Genomic DNA, 2826 nt, shown 5'->3' with positions numbered 1-2826 from the left:
CTCACTCACAATGCGCCTCGCCGGCCACCCACCACCCGCAATGATCCACCCACACCTCGCCGCACTCCCGGACACCGAGGTAGGGCCAGCACTCGGAGTACTCGACGATCTCCTGCCCAGCGAAGCGATCACGGTTGCGCTGCCCGAAGGCTGGGAGCTGCTGTTGGCCACCGACGGCCTGCTCGAAGGCCGCGACGGCCCCACCGGCGAACGACTCGGCTGGGACGGCGTCCTCACCGAGATCGCCACCATCAGCCCACCACCCGGCGACGACGACCTGCCCGACGTGCTCATCGACCGGATCGAACGGCGCAACGGCGGCCCACTGACCGACGACGTCGCGCTGCTGCTGCTGAGGGGGCCGACGACGTGACGGACCAGGCGACCGTGAGTCCACCCGCGCCGGAAGGCGTGGCGCCACCCGGGCCCGGCCGGGGCGGGCGGCTCGGCACGATCGCCCGGTCCTGGCCGCTGCGGCGGCGGCTGGCGGCGGCGCTGACCATTACGTCGGTCATCCTGCTCACGGGGGTCGGCCTCACCACCGCCAGCCTGGTCCAGCTGGAGCGCGCGATTCACGAGCGGACCGACATCGTCTCCCCGGCCCGAACCCAGGCCGCCACGCTGATGACCAGCCTCGTGGACCAGGAGACCGGCCTGCGCGGCTACCTCCTGGACGGCAAGTCCGACGCGCTCCAGCCTTACGACGACGGCGGCAAGGCGCAGACCGCGGCCCTGACCCGGCTCGACCAGCTCGTCGGCGGCCGGCCCGGCCTCTCCGACGACCTCGGCACGCTGCGGACCCGGGTCGCGGACTGGCACCGGGAGTACGCCGACCTGGTGGCCGCGGCGGCGCGGCGCGGTGACCTCGCCGCAGCCCGCGCCATCGACCCGGAGAACTTCGGCAAGCCGTCGTTCGACGCGATCAGAGCGGCGGACGACCGCCTCGACACCTCCCTGACGACGCGGGCGATAGCAGCCCGCAGCCGCGTGTCGTCGACGCTGCACCAGCTCATCGCGGTCCTGATCGTCATCGGGCTCGCGTTCGCCGCGCTGATGGGTGGCATCGGGCGCTCGCTGCGGCTCTGGGTCACCGGGCCAATCGAGCGGATCGCTCAGGACGCCAGCACGGTCGCGGGCGGAGACCTAGGCCACACCGTGGCCAGGGCCGGGCCACCCGACGTCGCCGCGCTGGCCGACAGCGTGGAGAACATGCGGCTACAGCTGGTGCAGGAGCTCGGCACGGTCTGGGAGGCGGCGGCCAAGCTGGAGGAGCAGGCCGACGCGTTGCGCCGGTCGAACCGGGACCTGGAGCAGTTCGCCTACGTCGCCTCGCACGACCTGCAGGAACCGCTGCGCAAGGTGGCCAGCTTCTGTCAGCTGCTCGAACGGCGGTACGGCGACCAGCTCGACGAGCGTGGCCAGCAGTACATCGACTTCGCGGTCGACGGGGCCAAGCGGATGCAGAAGCTCATCAACGACCTGCTGGCGTTCTCCCGGGTCGGGCGCACCACCGACGAGTTCGTGCCGGTCGACCTGGGCGACGCGCTGGGCCGGGCCAGGCAGGCCCTCGCCACGGCGATCGAGGCGTCCGAGGCCGAGATCACCGCCGATCCGCTGCCCACCATCGCCGGAGACCCGACCCTGCTCGCCGCCGTGTTCCAGAACCTGATCGGCAACGCCATCAAGTTCCGCGGGACGGAGACGCCCCGAATCCACATCGGCGTCGTGGCCCAGTCCGTCGTCGCCCAGTCCGGCACCTGGGAAATGTCCTGTTCGGACAATGGCATCGGCATCGAGGCCGACTACGCCGAGAAGATCTTCGTCATCTTCCAGCGCCTGCACCGCCGGGAAAGCTACGAGGGAACCGGCATCGGACTGGCCCTCGTGCGCAAGATCATCGAATTTCACGGCGGGACGATCTGGTTGGATACCGAGGTGAAGGTGGGTACGACCTTCCGCTGGACGCTCCCGAACAACGTTCCCACCTTGCCGACGATTGCCGAGGCGGCGCTCCCGGTGGCCGCGCACGAAGGAGCAGCGTGACGAATCCGCTTCCCGAGCCCGTTGTCCCGATCGAGGTGCTCCTCGTCGAGGACGACCCGGGCGACGTGCTGATGACCCGGGAAGCCTTCGCGGACTACAAGGTCAAGAACAACCTGCACGTCGTCAGTGACGGGGTCGAGGCGCTGAGCTTCCTGCGCGGCGAGGGTGAGTTCGCCGACAGCCCCCGGCCCGACCTGATCCTGCTCGACCTGAACCTTCCACTCAAGGACGGCCGTCAGGTGCTGGCCGAGGTCAAGTCCGACGACAAGCTGCGCCGCATCCCGGTGGTCGTGCTGACCACGTCCGAGGCCGAGGAGGACGTGATGCGCAGCTACGACCTGCACGCCAACGCCTACATCACGAAGCCCGTCGACTTCGAGCGGTTCGTCGACGTCGTGCGCCACATCGACGACTTCTTCGTCAGCGTGGTCCGCCTCCCCGGCCACTGACCGGGGAGGCGGACCAACCCGCAGGCGCTTCAGACGGCGGCCGCCGCCTCGGGAGTCACCGCGGGCTCGGCCTGCGGGGCGTGCATGCCACGGCGGCCGGGCAGGGCGAGCGCGCCGAGGGCGCCGAGCCAGCAGACGCCGGCCGCGACGAAGCAGGCGATATGCAGGCCGCTCATGAACGACGCGTTGACGTCGGAGACGAGCTGGTCCCGTAGCCCAGGGCCGGCCTGGGTGGCCACCTGGAACGCGGCCCCGACGGAGTCGCGCGCCGCGTTCGCGGCCTGGGCCGGCAGTGCGGCGACCGCCGTGCCGGCCAAGTGGTGGGTGTAGATCG

General features: G+C 70.7%; 3 protein-coding genes and 1 pseudogene. 3 read left to right on the top strand and 1 reads right to left on the bottom strand.

Going from position 1 to position 2826, the window contains the following annotated elements; translation table 11 throughout:
* From I6A60_RS40905 to I6A60_RS40895, 3 genes are all read left to right on the top strand, one after another.
* Window positions 1-373, top strand: a 373-nt coding sequence (locus tag I6A60_RS40905; protein ID WP_203020958.1) for a SpoIIE family protein phosphatase, incomplete at its 5' end; no start/stop codon positions are given.
* Complete coding sequence (locus tag I6A60_RS40900; RefSeq protein ID WP_203020959.1) at window positions 370-2043, top strand: CHASE3 domain-containing protein; 1674 nt, start codon at window positions 370-372, stop codon at window positions 2041-2043. The genes I6A60_RS40905 and I6A60_RS40900, both read left to right, overlap by 4 nt.
* Window positions 2040-2492 (top strand): response regulator, encoded by a 453-nt coding sequence (locus tag I6A60_RS40895; protein ID WP_203020960.1) that lies wholly within the window; start codon window positions 2040-2042, stop codon window positions 2490-2492. The genes I6A60_RS40900 and I6A60_RS40895 overlap by 4 nt, the downstream gene beginning before the upstream one ends.
* Before the next feature lie 29 nt (window positions 2493-2521).
* On the opposite strand, the pseudogene I6A60_RS40890 reads toward I6A60_RS40895, so the two are convergent.
* Window positions 2522-2826, bottom strand: a pseudogene (locus I6A60_RS40890) (MFS transporter); the annotation flags it as partial.

Origin of the sequence: Frankia sp. AgB1.9 (assembly GCF_016786355.1) — a bacterium.
GTDB lineage: Bacteria > Actinomycetota > Actinomycetes > Frankiales > Frankiaceae > Pseudofrankia.
The sequence above is the reverse complement of the archived record's forward strand: the minus strand, read 5'-3'. Positions and strand labels throughout refer to the sequence as shown.